This window comes from Vitreimonas sp. (assembly GCF_036392335.1).
Taxonomy (GTDB): Bacteria; Pseudomonadota; Alphaproteobacteria; order Caulobacterales; family Aquidulcibacteraceae; genus Vitreimonas.
In genome coordinates this window covers 54,305-77,663 of the sequence record NZ_DASVYD010000024.1, presented here as the reverse complement: position 1 = coordinate 77,663, position 23,359 = coordinate 54,305, and the positions used below count along the sequence as shown (strand labels likewise).

The following is a 23,359-nucleotide window of genomic DNA, read 5'->3' as shown; positions in this document are numbered from 1 at the left end:
TAACCTGAAGGTCGTAGGTTCAAATCCTACTCCCGCACCCAAAAAGCGCATTCGAGAAAAGCCCCGCTGGCGACAGCGGGGCTTTTTACGTGTGGGCGCGCGGCGTCAGTGATGCGCGTGCGACTCCGTCGGGGCCGAGAGCTTGAGCACCGGCGCAGGACGCGGCACGGAATGCCAAGCGGCGCCGGCTGCGGGGATCTGCGTCCAACGCTGCTCGCCCTCGGCGCAACTCTGAATCACGGGGAAATAGAGCGGACCGCTTTGCGCGGGCAGACGCATCATGACGCCGAATTGCTCGAACTGGTCGGCGGGCAGTTCGCCGCGCCAAGTGATCGCCGTGACGCGCTCCGTGATGGCGCCGCCTTCCGAGGCGATCGGCGTTGCAAGCGCGGCGCGCTCGATCTCCAGCGTCCAGCCAGGCTTCGGCTGCGGCCGGGCGATGTTCACGCCTTCCGGAATTTCCACGCGCACGCTCCGCGTCGGCGAAGCGCCGCAGCCGTGGCTCACGCGCAAGAAGCCGGCGTAATAGGCATTTGGCGCGGCTTCAGCTTCGGCGAAGACGACGTTCGCGTACGCCGTCGATGTCAAACTCAAAGCCAGCGCGCAGCCGGCGGCGAAAAGTCGACGCATTTGAAATCTCCATTAGCTCAGGAAGGCGCGCAATTGCGCGACGGTGCGATCGGGCGGATTGCCGTAGCCGATGATGTCGACAACTTCGCCCCGGGCGTTGACGAGATAGGTGATGGCGGTGTGATTGACGGTGTAGTCGTCGCCGCTTGTCGGTACGTATTCGTAGAACACGCGAAACGCACGCACGAGCCGATCGATCTCGGCGCGCTCGCCCGTGTAACCATGAAAGCGCGGGCCGAAGCTGGCGAAATACGCCGCGAGCACATCCGGCGTATCGCGCGCGGGATCGACGCTGATGAATTCTACCTCGAGGTCAGCAGCGGCCGAGCCGAGCGTGTCGATCGCCGCGCTCAGCTCCGCCACCGTGGTCGGGCAAATCTCCGGACACCGTGTGAAGCCAAAAAAGACGAGTCGCGGCTTGCCGTTGAGATCGCGCCAGCGCACTTCGGCGCCGTCGGCCCCAATCAGGGTGACGTCATCGATCTCGCTTGCGAACGCCGCGTAGGCATTGTCGTCCGGCGCATTGCCGAGCTTGGGGACAACGTGGAGCGTCACCAGCAGAGCGAGTACGCCGATCAAAGCGGCGACAAGGATGATCGGCCACTCTGTCCACCGAACGTGTCGACGCGGTTCAGTGTTCATGGGCATGTGCTCCGGGCGACGGCCGCGGCCGCGCGACGAAGTCGATGCGCAATTCGCCCGCGCGCTCGAAGTGCAGCGTCACAGGCACGCGCTGTCCTTCTTCAAACGGCGCATCAATGTCGAAGAACATGATGTGCAGCCCGCCGGGTCGCAGCGTCGCTTCGCCGCCGGCAGGGATATCGATGCCGCGCACTTGGCGCATACGCATGATTCCGCCTTCCATGCTCATCTCGTGCAATTCCACCCGCGCCGCGCGCGGACTTTCGGCGGAGACGAGGCGATCCGCTTGTGCGCCATGGTTGTGCAGCGTGGCGTAGCCGCCCGCGACGACGGCGCCGGGATTGGTCGTGGCCACCCAAGGATCTTCGATGGTGACGGCGCCAGCGTGGTGTTGGGCGGCGCTGTCAGGCGCGAAGGCAAGGGCCGCCAGCATGAAGCTGGCGGCGACGATGCGGAGTGTTGCGCTGAACACGATGTGGTTCTCCTGAACTAGAAGCGATACGAAACGCCGCCGTACACGGCGCGGCCTTCGCCGGGATAGAAGACGGCGGTGTTGGCGCCGACGGCGCTTGCATCCACGATTGCGCCGAACTCCGGGACATAAGCCTGGTCGCCGAGATTGCGCGCATCGATGAAGAGCGAGACGCCGCTGTCGAAATCCCAGCCGGCATTCAGCGACCAGATTGTGTAGCCCGGCGCTTTCAGCGTGTTGGCGTAATCGACCCATGTGTCGCTCGGCCGCCATTCGACGCTTGGCGCGACGAACCAACCCGACGGATTCGAATAGCGCAACGTGGCGCGATATTGATGCTCGGGCGCGACGGGGATCTGGTTGTCGTCATAGATCGGATCGCCGTCGAAGAAGAAATCCGAATACGTATAGCTCTGGCGCAGCAGCCAATCGGTTGCGAATTCCCAATCCAAGGCGAGTTCGACGCCTTGATGCACACTGTTGTCGGCATTGAAGAACGCCGCTGGCACACCGGTTGCGGGGTTGAAGCTGAGCAGCTCGTTTTCCAGCTCGGCGCGATAAAGCGTGAAGTCCCAAACGAACACGCCCGTGCGGCCGCGCGTGCCGATTTCGCCCGTCCAGGCCTCTTGCGGCTCCACCGGCACAAAGCCCGGATAGGGCGCCTGCACCAACGCGCCATAATGCGGCGGCTCCACAGACTTGGTGATGTTGGCGTAGACTTGGACGCCGCTCTCGCTTTGCCAGAGCAAGCCAATCCGCGGCGCGAACCAATCATCGTCAAGCGAGTCGTTGTTCGCGGCGTTGAGCCGATCTTCGTAGTCGCGCGTGAAGCGGCCATAGGAGCCGCCCGCCACCAAGGCCAATTCGTCGGTGACGAAGACGCGCCCCTCGGCGAACGCTTCCATGCCCGTGGCTTCGCGGCGGCTATCGCCCGCCATAGGAAACATCACGGGGCCGAGGATCTGGTCAACGTGGCCTTGGCGATAGGACACGCCCCAATAGAGATCAGCCGGGCGGCCCCCGAGTTCGCCTTCCCAATCAAAACGGCCGAAAGCGCCTTGGGTTTCGACCTGCTGGTCGATCAATAGCGAGATCGGATGGTAGAGGTCCGTGCTGGTTGCGTAGACGCCGCCTTTGAACAGCAGCGAGTCATTGAAACGCCAACGCGCTTGCAGACTGGTGCGGAACACTTCTTGATCGCGCTGCCAGTCAAACGCCGCCGCCGCGCCGCTCGCAGCTTCCGGATCGGCGAGCGCCTGCGCCAGCGTCAGCGTGCCAGGGACGTTCTGCTCGATGTCAGCGCCGTAAACGATGAGCCGCACCTCGCGATCGTCACCGAAAGAGCGGCCCAGATTGAGCGTGCCGCGAATCTGGTTCTGCTCCGCATGTTCGCGATAGCCGTCGCTCTGCATGCTGGTCAGCGCCGCGAAGGCATCCCATTCGCCCCAGGTGCGCGCGACCTGGCCAGCGACGCGGGCAAAGCCAAATGACCCGGCTTCCGCGCGCAGCAGGTTCTCCGATTGCGCGGTGCGGCCGGTCGGGGTGACAAGATTGATCGCGCCACCGAGCTGCGCGCCGCCAAAACGGAGCGCGTTGCCGCCGCGATACACTTCGGCAAAGCGCGCCGTTAGCGGATCGAGCTTTTGAAAATCGGAAAAGCCATCGGCGTCCGCGAACGGCACGCCATCTTGCGCGAACAGCACGCCGCGTTGGTGATAGCTTTGGTCGAGGCCAGAGCCGCGAATGGAGAAACGCGATTCCTCACCATAGCGTCGCTGCGCGAGCACGCCGGGCACGTCGCGCATAAGGTCCGTCAACCCCGTCGAGGCGCGCGCCTCGAAGCTTTCGTTTGCAACCACCGAGACCGCGCCCGGCGTACGCGCAAGATGGTCGCGCGCGTCAGCAACGACGGGCGGGTCTTCGGGATTGGGGCGTGCGGTGACGATGATGGTTTCGTTGTCGGCGCTTTCGGCCAGCGCGATGCTGGGCGCGAGCGCAAGGGCGCTGACGCACAGCGCGTAAGTCAATTTCATGATGTCCATAGCCTTGAGGTTCGCGACGCGTTAATTCGCCGTCGAATGCAGAGAGAGGCCGCGCCATCAGATGGCGGGCCGCGCGTGCTTAGGCTTGGAGTGGAGGGCCGCGCGCAGGCAGCGGAGGGCCGGTGGATTCCCACACACCGACGGAGGAAGGCTTCGGCGCGCCAACTTCAACAAACGCGAACGTGGGAACTGCGGGCGCGGTCGCGACTTCAACCAAAGTCGGCGCGGCGACCGCAGCGAACGGGCAATGCTGGCTTGTGTCGTCGGAGGCGGGAGCTTCGTCATGGCTGATGGCGCCAGTACGGGCGTCGAAGAAGGCTTCGCCGCCATTGCAGAGCGTGATCGCGATGGTGTCGCCTTGCGCCGCCAGCATGAACCCAGGCGGCAGCAGCGCTTTAAACGTCAGCGCAAACAGCGCGAGCGTGAGCCCCGCCGTGTAGATGCGCTGAAGAAAGCCGCCCCGAGCCATGTGGGCGGTCATAAAGCGATTGCCGCGATGGCGCGCGGCGGCAGGGCGCCGCATGGCGGCTAGCTCTCGATGGCCGCGCGAAGGGCGGCAAGTAAGGGGTGGGCCTGGTCGAGCGCGTGGCCGTCCCACGCCGAAGCTGCGCGCACGCCGAACGTGGCGTTGGTGATCGCGATGGTTGTCGCCCGCTTGGCGTCTTTCGGAGTTATGGTCGTTTCGGAGATCAGTGCGCGCTCCAGCAATTCGGCGCGCACCGTGCCAGGCAAAGCGCCGTCCGTGACTTTTGGCGTCAGCGCGCGCCCGTCGAGGATGAAGATGAGATTGCCCGCCGCCGCGCAGGCGAGGTTGCCGGCCGTGTTCAGCTGAAGGGCCTCATCGGCGCCGAGTGCGCGCGCTTCGCGCCGCGCTGCGATCTGATCGATATAGGATAGCGTTTTGTGCCGGCTGCTGGGCGCGGACTCGTTGCGGCGGATTGTGACCGTGGCGAGTGTGAGCGGGCTGGCGTTTGGCGTGAACGGGGAGATGCGTGCTGAGAGCGTGGCGGAATTGGATTGGCGATCGAGACCGCGTGGCCCCTGCGCGCTCAGGCGCAAATTGATGACGCCGTCTTCAAGCTGATGGGCCTGCGCCAAATCAGAAAAGGCGTTCTCGATCCCGGCAAGATCGGGGCGCGCGAAGCCGAGCGCTTCGGCGCTCGCGGTGAGACGTGCGAGGTGTCGAGGCAAACGCACCGCACGGCCGCGCGACCAGAGGATTGTCTCAAACAAACCATCGCCAAGATAGGCGCCGCGATCGGCGGCATCCGCGTCGCTTTGCTCAATCAACACCCCGTCACGCCAGATCATCATGTCTCTTCTCCAGCGTGACCTAGAATCGCGCGCTTCAAACTCGCGGCCTTGGCGATGGTTTCCAGCGCTTCCTCCCGTGGATCGGAATCCGAGACGATGCCGGCGCCGACATTGAACGCCACGTTCCACCCCGCGCCGTCTTCAGTGCACGTCGCCGTGCGGATCAGCACGCTCGAGTCCATCGCGCCGTCAAAGCCGAACCACACCATCGCGCCGCAATAAGGACCGCGGCCTGAGCGCTCATAGGCGCCGATGATCTCCATAGCTTTGACCTTCGGCGCGCCGGTGATCGAGCCGGGCGGGAACGCGTGCGCGAACAGATCGAACGCGTCGGCGCCATGGCGCAGCACGCCGGAAACGTCCGAGACCATGTGATGCACATTGGTGTAGCTCTCGAGGCCAAACAGGCGCGGCACGCGCACGCTGCCCGGTGCGCAGGTGCGCGAAAGATCGTTACGCATCAGATCGACGATCATCAGGTTTTCAGCACGGTCCTTCTCGCTCGCCAGCAAGGCGGCGGCGTTCGCTTGGTCATCCGGGACGGATGCGCCGCGCGGGCTTGTACCTTTGATCGGCTGTGTGAAGGCATGGAGTGCGCCGTCATGCGGCGTCACCGACAGGAAGCGCTCGGGAGAGTTGGAGACGATCGCATGTTGATCGAGCCGCAGATACGCGGCGAACGGCGCTGGGCTTTGCTTACACAGGCGCTGGAAAAGCGCGAAGGGATGATCGCCCTGCGCCAGCGCGCCCTCGTAGCGCCGCGAAACATTGGCCTGGAAAAGATCGCCGCCACGAATGCGTGCGACGAGCTTGCGAACCATATCTTCGTAGACGGCGCGCGGCTCCGTCGGAGCAAGTGCGCCAGTGGTGCTCGCCGGCGCGGGTGTCTTCGTCGGCCTCAACGACTCCCGCAATCGCGCCGCGCGCGCCTGCGGATGTCCAACTCCAACATCGTGCGCGACGATAAAAGCGCGCCGGTTCGTGTGATCGAACGCGGCGGCGCAATCATAGAGCCCTAGCGCTAGGTCGGGCGTGCCGTCCGGCGAGGCGAAGCACGGGGCGACGTCGAACGCGCGCGCGGTTTCGTAGCCGACCAGACCGGCGACACCGCCGGAGAAGGGCGGTAAGCTCGGGTCGTGCTTTGCCTTGACCGCGCCGAGCCAGCGCCGCGCGGTGGCCAGCGCATCCCGCCCGCCATCAGCACTCACCGTGATGCGCTCGACCGGATCGGCGGCGACATAGCTCCAGCGGCCACGCTCGCCGGCGCCATGCAGCAGCAACGTCATCGGCGCATCGCGGAGGGCTGCGCTCGCGTCGAGCGGATCGCGATAGTCGATCTCCAGAACGTAGGGCGTCACGCGGCCTCGCGGCTGTCAGTCAGGCTCGCCTTATGCGGCCAAGCCGCCAATCGCTCAACGGCGCGGTGCGGCCAGGCTCTCGCAGGGCGCGAGCCGGCGGTGCGCCGCCAGCCAAAACGACGAAATAGCAGCGGGTTACGACGAAAGCGCCGGAAATTGCGACAAGCGGGTCCCCGAACTGCATAGGCGGGCCCCCAAAAGTCCGGCGAATTCGCTAGGTTGTCGCTCATGAGCATTGGCGCGCAAGGTGGGCAAGGCGCATCTGGTGGGGGGAGCGTGTTCGCCCATCCGGTATGGACCCGTTGGGGCGCGCATTTGGCGTTCTGGCTCATGTATCTGTTCATCCGTTCGGCCGCCGCTGGCGCCGACCCGCCGGATGACATGCACGACTTCCCGTACCTCGCGAACCGGGTCCTGGTCGTCGCCACCTATTTCGTGCTGACCGGCATTCTGCTGGCGCTCATCGCCGGCATCCGCGCCGACAAGTCCAATTGGGTGCGCAATCTGGGCCTCGTCTTGGGCGCCTTGGCGCTGGGACCTGTCACGCAATATGCCGAGGAATTCTGGCCGATGGTGCTCGCGGGCTTCGCGCCCGAGGGCTACCCGTTCGTGATCTACCTCTTCCAATTCGGTTGGGCGCTGCCGCTGTGGGGGCTGACGCAAGCGCTGCTCGGCTACCATTTTGAGACTATGGCGCAGGAGCGCGCCGTCGCCCGGGCGCAAGCGCTCGCCTACGACGCGCAGCTCAAGATGCTGCACTACCAGATCAACCCGCACTTCCTGTTCAACACGCTGAACGCCATCTCCACACTGGTGCTGGAGAAGCGCAATGAGCAGGCCGAGAGCATGCTGCTGAAGCTCGCGGGCTTCCTGCGCTACTCGCTCGATCGCCAGCCGACGGAATTGGCCGCGCTCAGCGCCGAGCTCGAAGCGCAACGCAAATATCTCGAGATCGAACGCACGCGCTTCGACGATAAGCTCAAGGTGAGCTTCACGATTGAGCCAGGCTTGGAGGCGGCGCGGCTGCCCAGCCTCATCTTGCAGCCGATCATGGAGAACGCGATCAAATATGCGATCTCGCCGCGCACCGAGGGCGGCGCCATCGATGTGTCCGCCTTCCGTGAAGGCGATTTGCTGCGCATTCGAATCGATGATGATGGCCCAGGCCTGCCGCCGGAGGGCGATCCGCGCCGCCGGCGCGGCGTCGGCCTCGCCAACGCGCGCGAGCGACTTGAACTGATCTATGGCGACCGCGCGGGCCTGTCCGCGCAAAACCGCGAGCCCCACGGGTGTCGCGTCGAAATCTGGTTACCCCTGGAGGAACAAAGTGTCGGCCGAACCCCTGCGCCTGCTCTTAGCTGACGACGAACCGTTGGCGCTGCGCCGCATCAGGCTGGCGCTGCAATCGATCCCGGACGTGGAGATCGTCGGCGCCGCCAGCGATGGCGAGCAAGCCATCAGCGCCATGCGCGATCTGAAACCTGATGTCGTGCTGCTCGACATCAAGATGCCGTTGGCCGATGGCTTTGAGGTCGCGAACGCGGTGGAGGATTCCGGCGGCCCGGCGGTGATCTTCGTCTCCGCCTATGATTCTTACGCCCTGCAGGCGTTTGAGACATCGGCTGTCGACTACCTCGTGAAGCCGGTGGAGTTTGAGCGTCTGGCCTCGGCGCTGGATCGCGCCCGAGAGCGCCGCGCCGCCAAGGATGCAGGCCGGCGGGCGGAAGAACTAGCATCGGTGCTCGACGCCCTGAAACGCGAAGCGGAGGACCGCGAAGGCCCGCGTTATGACCGCGAATTCTGGATCCGCGATCGCGGCCGGTTCTTGCGGGTGCCGGTGATGGATGTGGATCGTATCGAAGCCGAGCGCGATTACGTGCGGCTTTATTGGGAAGGGCGCACGCTGCTGCATCGTGAGACCATGTCGCATCTGGAAAAGAAGCTCGATCCGAACGTGATGCTGCGCGTGCATCGCTCGGCCTTCGTGAATTGGAAGCGGCTGAAAGCGGTGCGTCGCGACGCCAACGGGCGCCTCATGGCTGTGCTTGAGAGCGGCGACGAAGTGCCGGTAAGCCGCGCCTACGCCCAGCGCGTCATGGCCGAGATGAAGCAGCGCAGCTAAAAAAGCGGCGGGCGGTGTGAGCCGCCGCGCCGAAGTGAAAGGCATAAGGCAGACGAAGAGTTCGTCTGGCTTAGGGATGCGCGCACGTTCGGTTTTGGATGCATCCGCCGCGAGGCGGCGCTAAAGCTCTCCGGCAAGGAGACCTCGCATGCGGGACAAGCTTATCGTCATCACCGGCGGCTTCGGTGCATTGGCGCGCGGCGTGCGCGAGGCGGCACTGGCGCAAGGCGCGCGCGTGGCCTCGATCGACTACGCGCCGGCGCCCGCTGAGTTCGCCAACGATCCGCTGGCCCTGGGCGGCGTCGACATCACTAAATTCGAAGCCGCGTCCGCGGCGTTCAAACAGATCAACGACAAGGTAGGGCGCATCGATGCGCTGCTGAACATCGCCGGCGGGTTTGTTTGGAAGCCGCTCGCCGAGGCCGATGGCGCCACCTGGGACCGCATGTACGAGATCAACGTGAAGACAGCACTGAACGCGACCAAAGCGGCGCTGCCATATCTCGAAGCGTCGCGCGGCGCGATTGTGAATGTCGGCGCTGCGGCGGCATTGAAGGCCGGCGCCGGCATGGGCGCTTACGCGGCGTCGAAGGCCGGCGTGCTGAAGCTCACTGAAAGCTTGGCCGAAGAGCTCAAAGGCAAAGTCCGCGTCAACGCCGTGCTGCCCTCGATCATCGACACGGCGGCGAACCGCAAAGACATGCCGAACGCGGATTTCACCGCCTGGGTGCAGCCGCAAGAACTCGCGAACGTCATGCTATTCCTAGCGTCGGACGCCGCCAGCGCCGTGACCGGGGCGCTGATTCCCGTGACAGGCCGGGTCTGATCAGAATTTGCCGTGCCGGCCTTCGCCGCTGCTAAAGCGCGCGGCCCCGTCTGCAGTTTCACCTGAGCGCAGCGTGTTCAAGCCGTGGCTGATCTCGTTATCGATCGCGGCGCTCTCGTCCAAATCCCATTGCTCCAGCGCCGACATCCGATCGTTGCGCATGCACGCTTGCGGAAACGCCGCGATCTCTTTCGCCAGACTGACGGCATGGGCGAGCGCTTCACCCTTGGGCGCGAGCCGATTGGCGAGGCCGATCGCCAACGCCTCCTGCGCATCGACGGGGCGGCCGGTCAGCATCAAATCCATCGCGCGCGAATGGCCGATCAGACGCGGCAGCCGGATCGTACCCGTGTCGACAAGCGGTACGCCAAAGCGGCGGCAGAAAATGCCGAAGGTCGAACCTTCCGCCATCACGCGCAAATCGCACCACAAGGCGAGCTCGGCCCCGCCTGCGACGGCGAAGCCTTCGATTGCTGCGATGACGGGTTTGCGGAGCCGCAAGCGAGATGGGCCCATCGGCGCGAACGAATTCACGCCGCCAAGCTCAACCCGCTTGCCGCTTTCGCCCTCAGCCAGCGCTTTAAGATCAGCGCCGGCGCAGAACATGCCGCCCGCGCCCGTAAACACGGCGACCGACGCGCTCTCATCCTCGTCGAACGCCAGAAACGCCTCAAAGAGCTCACGCGCCGTCGCAAGATCGACGGCATTGCGTCGCTCGGGCCGGTTGATGCTGATGATGGAAACAGGGCCGTCGCTGCTGATCAGGATGTTGCTCATTGGAGCCTCCATGCGCGCGGCAAGTGGGCGGACACGCATGGCATGCGCGCCCGCCCGTTGACGCTTAGCGCGGCGCCATGCGGATGCCGCCGTCGAGGCGGACATCTTCACCGTTGAAGTATGAGTTGCGGCACATCTCCACCGCGAGGCTCGCATATTCTTCCGGCATGCCCAGACGCTTCGGGAACAGGACCGAGGCGCCGAGCGCGGCCTTTACGTTTTCCGGGGCGCCCTGCAGCAGCGGCGTGTTGAAGATGCCCGGCAGGATCGTGTTGACGCGGATGCCTTCGCTCGAAAGATCGCGCGCGATCGGCAGCGTCATGCCGACAACGCCGCCCTTCGATGCCGAATAAGCGGCTTGGCCGATTTGGCCGTCTTCGGCGGCGACGGAAGCCGTATTCACGATCGCGCCGCGCTCGCCGAACTCGTCTGGTTCCAGCGTCATCATGCCGGCCGCCGATTTCGCGATGCAGCGGAAGGTGCCGACCAGATTGATTTGGATGATGCGGTCGAAATTCTCGAGCGGGAAATGCTTGATCTCGCCGCTGGTCTTGTCGCGGCTCGCCGTCTTGATCGCGTTGCCGGTGCCGGCGCAATTGATCAGGATGCGCTCTTGGCCGATCGCGGCGCGGGCCTTGGCGAAGCCTTCATCGACGCTTTGATCATTGGTCACGTTCACATTGCAAAACACGCCGCCGAGCTCTTTGGCGACCGCTTCGCCTTTTTCCGCATTCATATCGAAGATGGCGACCTTCACGCCTTCCTTCGTCAGCGCGCGCGCGGTGGCCGCGCCCAGACCGCTCGCGCCACCGGTAATGACGGCAGAGATTCCTGACAATTTCACGTTACGCCTCCCTTGAGATTTCGGGTGCGACAGCGCGCGCCGCCGCCTTCGCTGACGGTCTTATCGGAGCGCCGCAACGGAAGGCCAAGCCCGATTTTGCACCGAGGCGCCCTGTCGGTATCGACAGGGTCAGGTTTGCTTTGGCATCAGCGCGTCGTCGAGCGCGTTAGCGCGCTTGGCGGCGGCGCGATTCTGCAAGCGCGCGACATAATCGACGAAGGCCGGGCGCTTTTCCATGCTGCCGAATTGCATGCCCCAACCGATGTGCGAACCAAGATAGACGTCGGCCGCTGAGAAACGCCCGCCCAGCAGATATTCATTCTGCGAGACCGCTCTCTCGAGAACGTCGAGCACGAGGGCATGGGATCCGTACCCAACCATTTGTTGGCGCTCCGCATCGGCGGTGACGCCCAGTGAAGCATTGGTGGTGGCGGCCTCCACCGGGCCGGCGGCGAAAAAGAGCCAGCGATAATAGGGGCCCCGCATTCTATCGGTCGGCGCAGGGGCGAGGCCGGCTTGGGGGAAAGCGTCCGCCAGATAGGCGCAGATTGCGGCGCATTCCGTGACCACGGTTTCCCCGTGCTTGAGCGCGGGCACTTTTCCCATCGGATTGATCGCCAAATATTCCGGCGCCTTCATTGTCGTGCCGTACTCGAGCACGACCGTCTCGTAAGGCGCGCCGACCTCTTCCAGCATCCAGCGGGCGATGCGGCCACGGGACATGGGGTTCGTGTAAAATACGAGTTTGTCGGCCATGGGTGTCTCCCTCTTATCCCCGTGAACAAAGCGCGAACTGCGCCACGGTGTCAAGCAAGACGTTGGCCTCGAAAAGCGGCATAAGCCGGAGCATGGCTACGAAAAAATCTGTCACGCTCTATGGCATCAAAAACTGCGACACGATGAAGAAGGCGCGCACGTGGCTCGATGAGCACGGCGTCGCTCACGTATTTCACGACTACAAGGCCGAAGGGATCGATCGAGCCACGCTGGAGCGCTGGGCCAAGGACGTCAGTTGGGAGGTGCTGCTCAATCGCGCCGGAACGACGTTCAAAAAGCTCCCGGACGAGGATCGCGAGAACATCACCGAGAAGAAGGCGATCGCGCTGATGCTGGCGCAGCCCTCGATGATCAAGCGCCCTGTGCTAGAGATGGGCGGCAAGCTTACCGTCGGTTTCAAGCCCGATATCTACGCGAAGCTTTTCGCCTGAGCCGTGCGCCGCACATGAAAACCGCCGCCTTAGCTGGACAGGCGCGCGTAATGCCGCCATCTCCACGCCGTTGTCATGCCCCGTATTTCGCACAAATTCTGCGTCGCGCCGCTCATGGATTGGACCGACCGGCATTGCCGGGCGTTCCACCGTACGCTCACGCGTCGGGCGCTGTTGTACACCGAGATGGTGACGGCGGATGCTGTCATTCATGGCGACCGCGAGCGCCTGCTGGGTTATTCCGAAATTGAGCATCCCGTGGCGCTGCAGCTGGGCGGCAGCGATCCGACGAAGATGGCGGGGGCGGCGCGCATCGGCGCAGCCGCTGGCTATGATGAGATCAATCTCAACATCGGTTGCCCGTCGGATCGCGTGCAATCGGGACGCTTTGGCGCGTGCTTGATGCGCGAGCCTGAACTCGTGGCGCAGCTGTGGCGTGCAGCGCAGGAGGCTGCGCCCGATACGCCGGTGACCATCAAGTCGCGCATTGGCGTCGATGACCAGGAGCCGCGCGAGGCGCTGTTTGAACTGGTGGACCGTGCGGCGCGCGAGGGCTGCACGACCTTCATCGTGCATGCGCGCAAAGCATGGTTGAAGGGGCTGTCGCCCAAGGAAAACCGCGAAGTGCCGCCGCTCGATTACGACTTGGTGCGCGAACTAAAGCGTGTGCGGCCAGGGCTTGAAATCGTTCTCAACGGCGGCTTGCGTGATCTTGATCACGCGTTGGAAGAGAGTCCAACGCTTGACGGTGTGATGTTGGGGCGCGCGGCGTACCAGACGCCGGTGACGTTGATGGAGGTGGATGCGCGCATCTTTGGCGCCGCCAATCCCTCGGCCAGTCGTGAAGCGGCGGTTGAAGGACATCTCCCCTATGTCGAGGCGCAGCTGGCGCGGGGCGTGCCGCTGCACGCCATGACGCGGCATATGCTGGGGCTCTTCAACGGCAAGCCTGGTGGGCGCGCCTGGCGGCGCGTGCTGTCGGAACGCGGCGTTCGGAACGGTGCAGGTGTTGAAGTCGTGCGCGACGCGCTCGCCGAGATCGCACATGCGGGCGCCCGGGCGGCATGACGGGCGATTTGGCGCTCTTCGTTGCTGCGCTCGCAGGCGCGGGGTTGTTTGCGGGCTTTATCGGCGGTCTTTTCGGCATAGGCGGCGGCGTTGTGATTGTGCCGGTGCTCTACCTGGTGCTGACCGCGCTCGGCGTTGACGAAGCTGTGCGTATGCACATCGCGGTGGGCACGTCGCTTTCGACCATCATCTCCACGTCGTGGCGTTCGTTGGCGACACACACCAAGGCCGGCGCCGTCGATTACGCGGTCCTCAAAGCGTGGGCCCCGTGGATCACGCTCGGCGCGTTGATCGGTTCGGCGCTGGCGGGATTGGCCAATACCGAAGCGTTGCTGATCGTGTTCGGGGGCGGGCTCTTGCTGGTGGCCGCGCAAATGGGGTTCGCCAATCCGAACTGGCGCATGTTCAGCGAATTGCCGGGCGGGGCCGCGCGCGCATCGATCGCGGGCGCCATCGGGCTGCTCTCGGCGATGATGGGCATTGGCGGCGGCGCGTTTGGCGTGACGGTGATGACGTTGTGCGGCCGCCCAATTCATCAGGCGGTGGCGACCGCGTCTGGCTTTGGCGCGGCGATCGCGGCGCCGGCCGCGATCGGTTATGTGCTCGCCGGATGGGGGCGCGAAGGTTTGCCGCCTTGGTCGATGGGCTTTGTTAGCGTGCCGGGCTTCATCATGCTGGCGCTGCTCACCGCGATAACCGCGCCGATTGGCGCGCGACTTGCGCATCGCTTGCCGCAATTGACGCTCAAGCGCGCGTTCGCGCTCCTGCTCGCGCTCGTCGCCGTGAATATGCTGCGTGAGGCGTTTACCTGACGAGCGGATAAATCAGCGTGATGGCCACGATCAGCACCGCCCAAAAGACAATGCCGCCCAAGGCGCGCCCGCCGTCGTCGCGAAAGCGCCAGAACCCATAGCCGGCGCCCGAGACGAGCAAGAGCGCCATCAGCAGATAAACGAGCTGCGGAATATCGACGTCGCCGGGGAAAATGTCCGGCCGCGCCACGCCGACGGCGGCGACGGCCAGGAGTACGATGACCACGGCGAGGCCGAGTTCGCGGCTCATGCCCCAAGACCCCGCGACCGCGCGAGCCGCGCGGGGAGCTCCGCCATGATGGCTTTGCGTTGAGGCTCTTCGAGTCTGCCCCAACTGGCGATCTCGGCGAGCGTGCGCCCACAGCCGATGCAGAGACCGGTCTGACCGCTGACGGCGCAGGTCTTCACACAGGGGCTTGAAATGGGCGCGGCGCTCATGGGCGCGAGCTAAGGGCGCGACGCATAGGCTGGCAACCATGTCTTGATTTGAATTAATCGAAAAACGATAAACTCACATTGACATTCGATGCAGTTTATCGTATTTCGATATCAGCCTGAAATCGCGGCAAGGAAGCATCCGAAACCATAATCGGCTGCATCTCAACAGCGAGGACGGGCGATTGCGCCGACCTTTGCCATTTCTGGAGGATCAGATGCGTTTCGCTGTGGTCGCCACCTGCGTTGCCGCCGTGGTTGCGGTGCCGCTCGCGGTTGAGGCGAGCGGCCCCCGGATGAGCCGATCGGAGTTTCTGGCCGCGGTCAGCTGCGTCGCCCGGCAGAGCGCCGGCGCGCCGCAGGGCGCCTTCGCCGCTGTCCAAGCCCAACTTAACGCAGAGGCCCGCCGCCACGCGCCGGCCACGGCTGCGGAGGCGCGCGCGCGCTCTCCAAGCTGTGAACGGCGCCGTGGCGGAGGATGGGACTATGCTCGGCGCTGACTCGGCTGCCTGCGAAGGGGCGGCGTTGATCGCGCGGGCGCCCGCGCAGAGCGCGGCTTAAAGTGCGAGGGAGGGTGCGATGAAAGCGTGGATGCTGGCGGGCCTTATGACGGTCGCGATGGCGCCGATGGCGTACGCTGCGGAAAGCGCAGTCGCATGCCAAGTTGACGATATCCGCCGCGCCACGCAGGAGCGCGCCGAAGCGCCGCCGCCCGCGCCGAGCGCTCCGGGCGCTGCGCGCGCCGCCGTCGCGCAACGTGACGCTACGGAGAGTCCGGCGCGCAGCGAGCCACGTCGCCGCACTGGCAAGCGAATCCCCGACGCTGAGTTGATAGGCCCGCGCAGCACTCTATAGTCCCGGTTCAAGCGCGCGATCAGGCGCGCGCATCAATGGGCCGGATCATGGATCTTGAATTTTCGCCGGAAGAAATCGCGTTCCGCGATGAAGTGCGCACCTTCATCGAAGAGAATTACCCGAAGCACCTGAAAGGCAAGGTGTTCCGCGAAGACCTCTCGAAAGAGGACTTTCTGGCCTGGCATAAGATCCTCGGCAAGAAGGGCTGGTCGGCCCCGGCGTGGCCGAAAGAATATGGCGGCACCGGCTGGACCGCGACGCAGCGCTACATCTGGAACGAAGAGAACGCGCGCGCGGAAACCATTCCACCGCTGCCCTTCGGCATCTCGATGGTCGGCCCGGTCATCTACACGTTCGGCACGCCCGAGCAGAAGCAACGCTTCCTGCCGGGAATTCTCTCGGGCGATGTGTGGTGGTGCCAAGGCTATTCCGAGCCGGGCGCGGGCTCCGACCTCGCTTCGCTGAAGACGCGCGCGGTGCGCGAAGGCGATCATTACATCATCAACGGCCAGAAGACCTGGACCACGCTCGGCCAGCACGCCGATTGGGGCTTCTTCCTCTGCCGCACCGATCCCAGCGCGAAGCAGCAAGAGGGCATCAGCTTCATCCTCGTCGACATGAAATCGCCGGGCGTCTCCGTGCGCCCGATCAAGCTGCTCGACGGCGGCCATGAAGTGAACGACGTCTTCCTCGAGAACGTGAAGGTGCCGGTCGATCAGCGCATCTACGAAGAAAACAAGGGTTGGACCTGCGCCAAATTCCTGCTCGCCCATGAACGCGCCGGCATCGCCGGCGTCGCGCGCTCGAAGAAGAACGTCGAGCGCTTGAAGAGCATCGCCAAATCGGAAATCGGCGACGACGGCAAGCCGCTGTTCGAGGATGACGATTTCCAGCGCAAGCTCGGCGAACTCGAAATCGATCTGGCCGCGCTTGAGATGACCGAACTTCGCGTGCTCGCGCGCGAGCAAGCCGGCAAGGGCCCGGGCCCCGAAAGCTCGATCCTCAAGATCAAGGGCACCGAAATCCAGCAGCGTTTGACCGAGCTCACGATGGAAGCGGTGGGGAATTACGCGCAGCCATTCCCGCGCGGCGAGGGCGACAACGAATTCGCCATCGGCCCCGATTACGCCGCCCACACCGCGCCGATCTATTACAATTGGCGCAAAGCCTCGATCTATGGCGGCTCCAACGAGATCCAACGCAACATCATCGCCAAGATGGTGCTCGGTCTCTAATCGCGCGCCGCACACGAACACGCTTCAGGAAACGTTCCGATGAATTTCGACTACACCGACGAACAGAACATGCTGCGCGACTCGATCGCGAAATGGGCGGCAGGTCAGTACGACTTCGACAAGCGCCGCGCCGCGCTCGCGAGCGAAGACGCATGGAAAACCAATTGGGCGACGTTCGCCGAATTGGGCCTGCTGGCGGCGCCGCTGCCGGAGGATTTCGGCGGCCTCGGCGGCGGCGCGCTCGATGTCAGCGTGGTGATGGAAGAATTCGGCAAGGCGCTGGTGGTTGAGCCCTATGTGCCGACGGTGGTGTTGGGCGCCGGCGCGCTGAAATATTCGGGCTCCGCCGCGCAGAAGGAAGAGCATCTGAGCGCCATCGCCGGCGGCGAGCGTATCATCGCCTTCGCCCAAGCCGAGCCGAAGAGCCGCTGGGCGCTGAACGATGTCAGCACCACCGCCAAGAAGGATGGCGCGGGCTATGTGCTGAACGGCCACAAGGCCGTCGTGCTCGGCGCCCCGCAAGCGGACACGCTTCTGGTCAGCGCCCGCACCGCCGGCGGCCAACGCGACGCCAAGGGCATCTCGCTTTTCCTCGTGCCGAAAAACGCCAAGGGCGTGACGACACGCGATTATCCGACGACGGATGGGACGCGTGCTTCGGAAGTGTATTTCGAGAACGTCTCGGTCGGCGCCGATGCGCTCGTCGGCGCCGCTGACGGCGCGCTCTCGGTCATCGAACACATCGTTGACGACGCCAACGCCGCCTATTGCAGCGAAGCTGTCGGCGCCATGCGCATGATGACCTCGCTGACGCAGGAATACGCCAAGACGCGCAAGCAATTCGGCCGCCCGATCGCCGAATTCCAAGTGCTGCAGCACCGCATGGTCGACATGTTCATTGCCTCGGAGGAGTCTTACTCGATGGCGCTGCGCGCCACGATCAAGCTTGGCGAAAACGATGTGGAACGCGCGAAGGCCGTCTCCGCCGCGAAAGTCTCGATCGGCAAAGCGGGGCGCTTCGTCGGCCAAGCCGCGGTGCAAATCCATGGCGGCATGGGCGTCACCGACGAAATGCGCGTCGGCCACTATTTCAAGCGCGTCACCATGATCGACGCCACCTTCGGCAATGTCGACACGCACTTGAAGCGCTTCACCGCGCTGACGGCGAAAGAAGCGGCCTGAGGCTCCACGCCTCATTGCTAAAGCAGAGCACGCAGCGTTTGCTGCGTGCATGAGCGCGGCCAACATCGAGGTGCTCTACAATGGCGTTTGCCCGGTGTGCCGGGCAGGCGCGTGCGATCTTGAACGCCGCGCCGCCGCTGCGCGCGCTGGCGTGATCTTCACCGATGTCGCGCAACACAGCGATGCACTCGCGCGCGCGGGCGTCACGCTCGACGACGTGCGTCTGAAGCTCCACGCTATCACGCCCAACGGCGCATTATTGCACGGCATGCCCGCGGTTGCTGTCGCCTGGGCCGCAACGCCGCCATATCGCTGGCTGGGGCGCTTATTCCAGCGATGGCCATTCACCTGGCTCGGCGCAGCTGGGTATCACATCACCGCGCACGTCCTCTGGACCTGGAACCGCGCCTGCGGCCGCTGGTAACTCCCGGACCGCCGGCTTCTAGCCGGCCTGCCAGCCCATCGAGCAAGCGCATGCGTGCGTCGGTAGCTGCGGTACTGCTGCCAGCGACGGCGCCAGCGCCTAACAATGTCCGAATCCGGCGAGACGCCACAGCCAGAAACCCCCATATTCCGCCCATGCTCGACACAGAGACCTGCCACGCCGCGTGCGACGCCAAGGATCGGCGGTTTGACGGGCGCTTCTATGTGGGCGTGACGTCCACCGGCATCTATTGCCGCTGCATCTGCTCGGCCCGCACGCCCAAGCGTGAGAATAGGACGTTCTGGCCGTCAGCGGCGGCGGCGGAAGCGGCGGGCTTCCGCCCATGCTTGCTCTGCCGCCCCGAACGCGCGCCAGGGCTTGCACCGATCGACGGGCCGGCGCGGCTCGCGGCGCAAGCTTATGTGCGTATCGAAGCCGGCGCGCTCGAAGAGCACGGCCTTGAAACCTTGGCCGACGATCTGGGCATCACCTCGCGCCATCTGCGCCGCGTCATGAATGCGCAATTCGGCGCAAGCCCCATCGAGATCGCGCAAACGGGCCGTTTGCTCGCGGCGCGGCGCCTGCTGAACGAAACCGCACTCTCGATCACCGAGATCGCGTTCGCGTCCGGGTTCCGATCGCTGCGCCGCTTCAATGCGACGATGAAGGATCGCTACGGCGCCTCGCCCTCGCAAATGCGCGGCCGCAAAACATTGACGCGCGGCGAGAGCTTCACCGTGAGTCTGTCGCCGCGCGGCGATTACAACATCGCGCCGATGCTCGACTTTCTGCGTATGCGCGCGCTGCCGGGCGTGGAGTTGGCGACCAAGAGCAAATATGCGCGCGTGCTCAAAATGGGCGAGGCGTTGGGCTGGCTCGAGATCGGCATGGGGCCGAAAGGCTTGATGCTCACACTCTCCGAAAACCTCGCGCCACATTTGCGCCCACTCGTCGCGAACGTGCGCGGCGCCTTCGATCTCGATGCGGAAATGACAGCCGTGGATGCGCTGCTCAGCGGCGATGCCGAACTGAAAGAGGATGTGAAGCGCGAGCCGGGCGTACGCGTGCCCGGCGCGTTGGATGGGTTTGAAACCGCGATCCGCGCTGTGCTGGGCCAGCAAGTCACCGTCGCCGGCGCGCGCACGCTGACAGAGCGGCTCGTCACGCAATTCGGCGCGCCGCTGGAGCGAGGTCCGGAAGGCCTATCGCGCGCATTCCCGGACGCCGCGCAACTTGCAAACGCCGGCGCCGAAGCCATCGCCAAGATCGGTCTGCCGCGCAAACGCGCGGAGACATTGCATCATCTGGCTGTCGCTTCCAGCGAAGGCCGCTTGCCGCTCGCGCGCGGCGCGATCGCGGCCGGACGCGCAGCCCTCGCGCAAATTCCCGGCATCGGCCCGTGGACGATCGAATATGTCGCCATGCGCGCGCTCGGCGATCCCGACGCATATCCGGCGACAGACATCGCGCTCATCAATGCGCTCGGCCGCAAAGGCGAGACGCTGGATCAACTCAAGCCGTGGCGCGCTTACGCCGCTGTGCGCCTCTGGCGCCGGGCTGCGCGCAAAGGAGTCCGCACATGATCTCGACGATTTACGACAGCCCCGTCGGCCCGCTCACATTGATCTCGAACGGCGCAGCGCTCGAACATCTCGAGTTTGAGAACCCGCGCTATGCGTACGCACCAGCGCCAGCCGGCAAGGATAAGATCCTCGACGAGACGCGCCGTCAGCTGGACAAATATTTCGCCGGCAAGCTCAAGGAATTCGACCTGCCGCTCGCGCCGCAAGGCACCGCGTTTCAAAAACGCGTCTGGCAGGCGCTGTTGACCATCCCGTACGGCGCCACGCGGACTTACGGCCAACAAGCGGCCGTGATCGGTCAGCCCAAAGCTTCCCGCGCTGTCGGGCTCGCCAACGGCCGCAACCCGATTTCCATCATTGTGCCGTGCCACCGCGTCATCGGCTCCACAGGCAGCTTGACCGGCTATGGCGGCGGTATGGAGCGCAAGAAATATTTGCTCGATCTGGAGCAGGGCGAGCGGCTGATCCGCTGATTTCGGGCTGAAGGTTACGAATGCTCAATTGTGTTAGGGCATCGCCCCAGGGCGGCGGCCTGTGCTAGAGAGCCGCCGGGGATGTGCGGGACCGGAGACAATCGATGCGCAAAGTGTTCGCTGCTTGTGTGTGCGCCGTGGCGCTGGCTGTGCCGAATGTGAGCGTGGCGCAGCAACAAGAGGGCTGGACTTACGCGTATGTGGAAGGCGTCGCGACCGCCACGCAACGCGATGAGCGCGGCCGCGTCACCGCCACCATGACCTGCCGTCCGCCGACGGGCGACATCGTCATCACCGATTACACGCTCGCGCGCTCCGCACGACGCGCCACCACCGCCGGGGTGCGCGTCGGCAATCTCACCGTGAACGTCCCCATGGAACTTTCAGGACGGGGCCGCAATCGCGCGGTCACGATCAATCTGCCGCAGCGCCCGCCGATTCTTGCTGCGGTGCAACCAAGTGATCGTGTGTCCGTCATCGTGAATAACGAGACACGCACCTATCTCGCCGGCAGCGCCGAGCGGATGAAGGAAGTCGCATACGCCTGCTGGGGCAGCTGAGCGCAAGCTGAGTTCCAATATTGCGTAAGGTGAGCACGCAGATTATCTTACCGCCGTAGGCTGAAGGCGTCGCCGGGGGGCGATGGGCGTGCTCTATGGTCTGGGAAGTTCTACGCGAGCCGCACCCATCGAAGTCGGCGCACAGCGCCGCCGTGTGCTTGGTGGTGCGCGCCGAAGCCCGCAATGGCGCCGAAGAACGCGTAGGCAAGTTGCTGCGCGAATTCGCCTACCAAGTGCGCAATGACGAACTCGGCTGCGATTCCTACGTCGTCACGCGCCTGATGGGGGCGGATGGGCATTTCGCGGCGCATGCGCGCTTCGTCGATTTCACGGCCTTCCGAGCGCACGGGGAAACCGAACACTTGGAGAGTTTGCTGGACCGGCTCACGCCCCTGCTGGCGTCGCCCTTCTCGATGGAAATCTATTTCGAGCTCTGAGCCCGAAGCACGTTCGGCGCGAAATTGACGCCAATCGCGCCGGCGAATGCTGAGCCGCCGGCGAGCAAGGGCAGCCAAGCGGGCGCGTCCCGCCAATTGAGCAATGCGACTGTGATTGCGCCCGCAAGCAAGATCGCACCGGAGGCTAGCGCGCCGCGTGCGCGCAGCGGGGCGCTGCGCCTGCGCCAATAGAGCCAGAGTCCCAGAAGTGCGAGGGCGGGCAGGAGCAAGCCCAAATCGTACCGCGCGAGCAGATCGTGCGGGCCATCGCCGCGCGTGGTCCAATATGGTGACAACAGAAGCGCCGCTGATAACAGCGCGACGAAGGTCCCCCACAGTCCGAGGGCGATCGCGGCGGCGGCGCGCACCTGCGTCGCGCCCAAGTGGCCGCGCGCGGAGAGCGCAAGTGATGCGAGCAGGCAGATGACGGCGTGGCCGCAAGCTTCGACGAAACCGATTGGGATAAGCAACATGGCGCCTTGCGTGCTGACGACGCGCAGGGTCAGCCCCGCGGCGATCAAGAGCGCGGCGATCGCGAACGCCTCCAGCACGCCGGCGGTGAACATGCGCCGGCCTCGTTCGGCGAAATGCGCGGCGGCGGCCGCGATCAGCGCCGGGGCGACGAGACCGAGGCCCGTAAGCAGCCAGGGATTCCAGCCAGGCGCTTCGTTCAGCACAAGATTGGCGGTGCTCAGCGCATGGAACGCTGCGAGCGCCATCGAGAGCGCGGCGCACGCACGCCACGCGGCGGCGGGCCAGCGTTGATCCACCCCCGTCAAGGCCAATGCCGCGAGCGCCGCCGCCAGTGCGGCAAAAGGCGGATCAAGCGCGAGCGAGATCGATGCGGCGATCGCAACGAAGGCGCCCAGCGCCAGCACCCATAAGGTCGCCGCGAGCGCCTCCAAGCCGCGTCCGCGCCGTGCAGCCGCCGCATAGATCAAGCCGCTGATCATCGCCGCCAGCGCTGCAAAGGCGCCCGCCGCCGCCCAAGCGTTGATCAGGCCATGACCGGCGCTGTGGAGCGCGGCAATCATGGCAAGCGGAGCCAGCACGCCTACACTGGCGAGGGCCATGCCGCGTCCACCGAGTTGCGGCACGCGAATGATGGCAATGCCCAGGTACAGTGCGCCCACCCAGGTCGCGATGGGCGTGAACCAGATCGCGGCGTCCTGTTGGCCGCTCAGAATGAGAAGCCCGGCCAGCGCGGCGCCGAAGCTGGCCATGTGCAGCGGTTCAAGTCGTAGATTGGCGGCGCCGAACAGCGCTGCCGCAGCAATAATTGCGCCCGAGGCGGCGCCGCCAGCGCCAATCATGCCATCGGTCGCCGCGAGGGCGAGCGCGGCGATGAGCGCGATCGAGGCGACCAGCGCGCCCGGCAAGAGCTCACGCTTATAGGCGTAATGGACGCCGGCGACGCCGGCGGCTGCGGCGGGTACGGCAAAGGCTATGGGGGCAAGCGCCGCTTCGCCCAGACCGATGCCCAGCGCCGACCAGAGCGCTGCGCCGGCGACGCCGGCCCACGCAGCGTCCGTCCAATGCGGACGCAGGGCGATGAGCAGCATTGCCGCGGCCATCGCCATCCCGAAGGCGATCGCGAGGCTCAGGTCCACGCCGAAGAAAACCGCGAGCGCAGGGGCCAAGCTGGCGATCGCCAGATAGGCCGGACGGATATTGCCCTCCGCCTCGGGACGCGCGGTCTTGGACCACGCGCGGCCTGCCCGGGCTATTGGCGTGTCCAATTGCGTAAGCGCAGGGGCGGTGCTGATCTCGGTCACAGGGGTGACAACGCCGGATTCCGCGCGTCGTGCCTTCCGCACGGGCGCGGCCAGTGCGCGCGCCTCAAGCGCGGCCACCGTACGGGTCAAAGCTGCGACTTCATCGCGGAGCGCTTTATGCCGGCGCCAAAAGAAAACGGCGCCCAACGCGATCACGATGGTCTGCCCCAGGAGGAGAAGAACCATTCCCATCGGCCGGCTTGTTAACCTATCGGCCGGTCTGACACACCCCAAAAAGGGGATGCGAGCCTTGCGCTGCGTGCCGCGTTACCGCGAGGCCACAGC

At 65.0% G+C, this 23,359-nt stretch carries 28 protein-coding genes; 14 read left to right on the top strand and 14 right to left on the bottom strand.

Annotated features, from left to right (window positions below):
- Positions 1-105: 105 nt before the first annotated feature.
- The 7 genes from VF769_RS05980 to VF769_RS05950 all read right to left on the bottom strand — a co-directional run bounded on the left by VF769_RS05980 (position 106) and on the right by VF769_RS05950 (position 6,458).
- The gene (locus tag VF769_RS05980; RefSeq protein WP_331007464.1) at positions 106-630 is read right to left on the bottom strand and encodes a YcnI family protein; all 525 of its coding nucleotides are present in this window, start codon (positions 628-630) and stop codon (positions 106-108) included.
- Between the two features lie 12 nt (positions 631-642).
- On the bottom strand, positions 643-1,272 hold the full coding sequence (locus tag VF769_RS05975; protein WP_331007463.1) for an SCO family protein: 630 nt from the start codon (positions 1,270-1,272) through the stop codon (positions 643-645).
- The gene (locus VF769_RS05970) at positions 1,262-1,744 is read right to left on the bottom strand and encodes a copper chaperone PCu(A)C (protein WP_331007462.1); all 483 of its coding nucleotides are present in this window, start codon (positions 1,742-1,744) and stop codon (positions 1,262-1,264) included. The genes VF769_RS05975 and VF769_RS05970 overlap by 11 nt, the downstream gene beginning before the upstream one ends.
- A gap of 17 nt (positions 1,745-1,761) precedes the next feature.
- Positions 1,762-3,777, bottom strand: coding sequence for a TonB-dependent receptor (locus tag VF769_RS05965; protein ID WP_331007461.1), 2,016 nt, complete (start codon positions 3,775-3,777; stop codon positions 1,762-1,764).
- A gap of 88 nt (positions 3,778-3,865) precedes the next feature.
- Complete coding sequence (locus VF769_RS05960) at positions 3,866-4,309, bottom strand: DUF2946 family protein (RefSeq protein ID WP_331007460.1); 444 nt, start codon at positions 4,307-4,309, stop codon at positions 3,866-3,868.
- A gap of 5 nt (positions 4,310-4,314) precedes the next feature.
- Entirely contained in the window at positions 4,315-5,100 is a 786-nt protein-coding gene (locus VF769_RS05955; RefSeq protein WP_331007459.1) for an aminotransferase class IV, read from the bottom strand.
- Positions 5,097-6,458 (bottom strand): anthranilate synthase component I family protein, encoded by a 1,362-nt coding sequence (locus VF769_RS05950; protein ID WP_331007458.1) that lies wholly within the window; start codon positions 6,456-6,458, stop codon positions 5,097-5,099. Before VF769_RS05950 ends, VF769_RS05955 begins: the two co-directional genes overlap by 4 nt.
- A gap of 228 nt (positions 6,459-6,686) precedes the next feature.
- On the opposite strand from VF769_RS05950, the gene VF769_RS05945 reads away from it, so the two are divergent.
- The 3 genes from VF769_RS05945 (at position 6,687) to VF769_RS05935 (ending at position 9,406) form a co-directional block, all read left to right on the top strand.
- Positions 6,687-7,820, top strand: a complete 1,134-nt coding sequence (locus VF769_RS05945) for a sensor histidine kinase (protein WP_331007457.1) — start codon at positions 6,687-6,689, stop codon at positions 7,818-7,820.
- Positions 7,786-8,580, top strand: a complete 795-nt coding sequence (locus VF769_RS05940; protein ID WP_331007456.1) for a LytTR family DNA-binding domain-containing protein — start codon at positions 7,786-7,788, stop codon at positions 8,578-8,580. The genes VF769_RS05945 and VF769_RS05940 overlap by 35 nt, the downstream gene beginning before the upstream one ends.
- A 148-nt stretch (positions 8,581-8,728) precedes the next feature.
- A complete protein-coding gene (locus VF769_RS05935; protein WP_331007455.1) occupies positions 8,729-9,406 on the top strand; it encodes an SDR family NAD(P)-dependent oxidoreductase in 678 nt (225 codons plus the stop codon).
- On the opposite strand, the gene VF769_RS05930 is transcribed toward VF769_RS05935, so the two are convergent.
- The 3 genes from VF769_RS05930 to VF769_RS05920 all read right to left on the bottom strand — a co-directional run bounded on the left by VF769_RS05930 (position 9,407) and on the right by VF769_RS05920 (position 11,783).
- Positions 9,407-10,183: a crotonase/enoyl-CoA hydratase family protein gene (locus VF769_RS05930; RefSeq protein ID WP_331007454.1), complete on the bottom strand. Its 777-nt coding sequence runs from the start codon at positions 10,181-10,183 to the stop codon at positions 9,407-9,409. It lies immediately after the preceding gene.
- A gap of 64 nt (positions 10,184-10,247) precedes the next feature.
- Positions 10,248-11,027 carry an SDR family NAD(P)-dependent oxidoreductase gene (locus VF769_RS05925; protein ID WP_331007453.1) on the bottom strand — a complete coding sequence of 260 codons (780 nt, stop codon included), beginning with the start codon at positions 11,025-11,027 and terminating at the stop codon, positions 10,248-10,250.
- 129 nt (positions 11,028-11,156) lie between these two features.
- Positions 11,157-11,783: a glutathione S-transferase family protein gene (locus VF769_RS05920; protein WP_331007452.1), complete on the bottom strand. Its 627-nt coding sequence runs from the start codon at positions 11,781-11,783 to the stop codon at positions 11,157-11,159.
- 92 nt (positions 11,784-11,875) lie between these two features.
- On the opposite strand from VF769_RS05920, the gene VF769_RS05915 reads away from it, so the two are divergent.
- The 3 genes from VF769_RS05915 (at position 11,876) to VF769_RS05905 (ending at position 14,115) form a co-directional block, all read left to right on the top strand.
- Positions 11,876-12,235 carry an ArsC family reductase gene (locus VF769_RS05915; RefSeq protein WP_331007451.1) on the top strand — a complete coding sequence of 120 codons (360 nt, stop codon included), beginning with the start codon at positions 11,876-11,878 and terminating at the stop codon, positions 12,233-12,235.
- Positions 12,236-12,310: 75 nt separating this feature from the next.
- Positions 12,311-13,303 (top strand): tRNA dihydrouridine(20/20a) synthase DusA, encoded by a 993-nt coding sequence (gene dusA, locus VF769_RS05910; RefSeq protein ID WP_331007450.1) that lies wholly within the window; start codon positions 12,311-12,313, stop codon positions 13,301-13,303.
- Complete coding sequence (locus VF769_RS05905; protein WP_331007449.1) at positions 13,300-14,115, top strand: sulfite exporter TauE/SafE family protein; 816 nt, start codon at positions 13,300-13,302, stop codon at positions 14,113-14,115. Before dusA ends, VF769_RS05905 begins: the two co-directional genes overlap by 4 nt.
- Here the strand turns inward: VF769_RS05905 and VF769_RS05900 are convergent.
- From VF769_RS05900 to VF769_RS05890, 3 genes are all read right to left on the bottom strand, one after another.
- Positions 14,108-14,365, bottom strand: coding sequence for a hypothetical protein (locus VF769_RS05900; RefSeq protein WP_331007448.1), 258 nt, complete (start codon positions 14,363-14,365; stop codon positions 14,108-14,110). The two genes, VF769_RS05905 and VF769_RS05900, sit on opposite strands and share 8 nt — an antisense overlap.
- Positions 14,362-14,553: a DUF1289 domain-containing protein gene (locus tag VF769_RS05895; RefSeq protein ID WP_331007447.1), complete on the bottom strand. Its 192-nt coding sequence runs from the start codon at positions 14,551-14,553 to the stop codon at positions 14,362-14,364. The genes VF769_RS05900 and VF769_RS05895 overlap by 4 nt, the downstream gene beginning before the upstream one ends.
- Before the next feature lie 95 nt (positions 14,554-14,648).
- Positions 14,649-14,933 (bottom strand): hypothetical protein, encoded by a 285-nt coding sequence (locus VF769_RS05890; protein WP_331007446.1) that lies wholly within the window; start codon positions 14,931-14,933, stop codon positions 14,649-14,651.
- Between the two features lie 196 nt (positions 14,934-15,129).
- Between VF769_RS05890 and VF769_RS05885 the strand changes: the two genes are divergently transcribed.
- The 8 genes from VF769_RS05885 to VF769_RS05850 all read left to right on the top strand — a co-directional run bounded on the left by VF769_RS05885 (position 15,130) and on the right by VF769_RS05850 (position 21,299).
- Entirely contained in the window at positions 15,130-15,405 is a 276-nt protein-coding gene (locus VF769_RS05885) for a hypothetical protein (RefSeq protein ID WP_331007445.1), read from the top strand.
- A gap of 47 nt (positions 15,406-15,452) precedes the next feature.
- The gene (locus VF769_RS05880) at positions 15,453-16,640 is read left to right on the top strand and encodes an acyl-CoA dehydrogenase family protein (protein ID WP_331007444.1); all 1,188 of its coding nucleotides are present in this window, start codon (positions 15,453-15,455) and stop codon (positions 16,638-16,640) included.
- 39 nt (positions 16,641-16,679) lie between these two features.
- Positions 16,680-17,822, top strand: coding sequence for an acyl-CoA dehydrogenase family protein (locus VF769_RS05875; RefSeq protein WP_331007443.1), 1,143 nt, complete (start codon positions 16,680-16,682; stop codon positions 17,820-17,822).
- A gap of 49 nt (positions 17,823-17,871) precedes the next feature.
- The gene (locus VF769_RS05870; RefSeq protein WP_331007442.1) at positions 17,872-18,246 is read left to right on the top strand and encodes a DCC1-like thiol-disulfide oxidoreductase family protein; all 375 of its coding nucleotides are present in this window, start codon (positions 17,872-17,874) and stop codon (positions 18,244-18,246) included.
- Positions 18,247-18,401: 155 nt separating this feature from the next.
- The gene (locus VF769_RS05865; RefSeq protein WP_331007441.1) at positions 18,402-19,829 is read left to right on the top strand and encodes an AlkA N-terminal domain-containing protein; all 1,428 of its coding nucleotides are present in this window, start codon (positions 18,402-18,404) and stop codon (positions 19,827-19,829) included.
- Entirely contained in the window at positions 19,826-20,302 is a 477-nt protein-coding gene (locus VF769_RS05860; protein ID WP_331007440.1) for a methylated-DNA--[protein]-cysteine S-methyltransferase, read from the top strand. The genes VF769_RS05865 and VF769_RS05860 overlap by 4 nt, the downstream gene beginning before the upstream one ends.
- Positions 20,303-20,406: 104 nt before the next feature.
- Entirely contained in the window at positions 20,407-20,862 is a 456-nt protein-coding gene (locus tag VF769_RS05855; protein ID WP_331007439.1) for a hypothetical protein, read from the top strand.
- 95 nt (positions 20,863-20,957) lie between these two features.
- Complete coding sequence (locus tag VF769_RS05850; protein WP_331007438.1) at positions 20,958-21,299, top strand: putative quinol monooxygenase; 342 nt, start codon at positions 20,958-20,960, stop codon at positions 21,297-21,299.
- On the opposite strand, the gene VF769_RS05845 is transcribed toward VF769_RS05850, so the two are convergent.
- A complete protein-coding gene (locus VF769_RS05845; RefSeq protein WP_331007437.1) occupies positions 21,284-23,260 on the bottom strand; it encodes a hypothetical protein in 1,977 nt (658 codons plus the stop codon). The two genes, VF769_RS05850 and VF769_RS05845, sit on opposite strands and share 16 nt — an antisense overlap.
- Between the last annotated feature and the right edge of the window lie 99 nt (positions 23,261-23,359).